This is a genomic window from Pseudomonas sp. FEN, from assembly GCF_904067045.1.
Taxonomy (GTDB): domain Bacteria; phylum Pseudomonadota; class Gammaproteobacteria; order Pseudomonadales; family Pseudomonadaceae; genus Aquipseudomonas.
The window spans coordinates 1,060,001-1,061,384 of the sequence record NZ_CAJFDC010000001.1 but is presented as its reverse complement, the minus strand read 5'-3'; the positions used below and the strand labels follow the sequence as shown (position 1 = coordinate 1,061,384).

The window sequence follows — 1,384 nt, the reverse complement described above, 5'->3', positions numbered from 1 at the left end:
ATCCTGCAGGCGTTTTCCTCGTTGCCGAAGTTCGACGACAGCTACACCGTGATCGGCTCATGGGTGGTGGGGGATGTGGCCTCCGGGATCGCATCCGTGAAGACAATAGTCTTATTACCAAGGACAGCAGTCGATTTCTGCCGCACGTTGTCCTAGGCTGATCGACCCGTCTCTTCCAGGTTTTCCCTCAGGCCGGGGCGCTTCTGGTATAAAGCGGGACCGTTTTGTGCTCCCATCGTGGTCGCCGAGTGCTGTTGAAACCATTCATTTAGCTGCAAGGTAATGTCAATGACTGAACGTCCCGAAGAGCCTGGTCAGGGCTCCGACGCCGAAAGCCTGTTGCCCATCGACGAACATGTCGAGGAAGGGCATGACGCCAATGGCCAGAAAGTCCGCCATCGCGGTATCTACCTGTTGCCGAACCTGTTCACCACCGCGAACCTGTTCGCTGGTTTCTACGCCATCATCAGTGCGATGAGCGCGCAGAGCGCCGCCAGTGCCGGGGATCCGGCGGGGGCGAGCAAGTATTTCGCCTTCTCCGCCATTGCGATCTTCGTCGCCATGGTGCTCGACGGCCTGGACGGTCGCGTGGCCCGCATGACCAATACCCAGAGTGCCTTCGGTGCCGAGTATGACTCGCTGTCCGATATGGTCGCTTTCGGTGTTGCCCCGGCATTGCTGGCATTCGGCTGGGCGCTGGGTGACATGGGCAAGGTCGGCTGGATGGGTGGCCTTCATCTATGTGGCCGGCGCGGCGTTGCGCCTGGCGCGTTTCAATACCCAGGTCGGTACCGCCGACAAGCGCCTATTTCATCGGCCTGGCCAGTCCGGCGGCGGCCGGCGTGGTGGCGGGTACGGTGTGGGCGTTCAGCGACTACGGGATCCAGGGTTCGAAGATGTCGTTCCTGGTAGCCTTGCTGGTGGCGGCGGCCGGGATGCTGATGGTCAGCAACATCAAGTACAACAGCTTCAAGGAGCTGGATCTCAAGGGGCGCGTACCGTTTGTGGCGATTCTTGCCGTGGTGCTGGTATTCGCCGTGGTGTTCAGCGACCCGCCGCGCATCCTGCTGCTGATTTTCCTCGCCTATGCGGCCTCGGGCCCCGATCCAGTACCTGTTGCATCTTCGTCGGCACAAAGCTGGCGAGTGATGTAATTTCGCGCAGACTCCGTAGTCTATTGGTGCATCAGTCCTCCAATGCTACGGAGTTGCCATGTTTATCAAGCTTCCCAAGCGATCCGATTGCAAAGAGTCGGACGTCACGCCTGAATCCCTCTATCTCTCCCGCCGTGCGCTGCTCGGTGCTTCCGTCGCCGGGTTGGCTATTGGCAGTCTGCCGCGTTGGGCCAGTGCCGCCGAGGCGGCGCGGTATGCCGATGTCGACG

Annotated in this window: 1 protein-coding gene and 2 pseudogenes (1 of these 3 only partly in view); all 3 read left to right on the top strand. The window is 60.6% G+C overall.

Annotated elements, in window-relative coordinates:
• Positions 1-161, top strand: a pseudogene (locus PFEN_RS04925) (glutathionylspermidine synthase family protein); the annotation flags it as partial.
• Between the two features lie 127 nt (positions 162-288).
• Positions 289-1,149, top strand: a pseudogene (pssA, locus tag PFEN_RS04920) (CDP-diacylglycerol--serine O-phosphatidyltransferase).
• A 63-nt stretch (positions 1,150-1,212) separates the two neighbouring features.
• Positions 1,213-1,384 carry the 5' portion of a protein-methionine-sulfoxide reductase catalytic subunit MsrP gene (msrP, locus tag PFEN_RS04915; RefSeq protein ID WP_191485891.1) on the top strand. 842 nt of this gene lie beyond the right edge of the window, so the window shows 172 of its 1,014 coding nt (coding positions 1-172); the start codon lies at positions 1,213-1,215; its stop codon lies beyond the right edge, outside the window.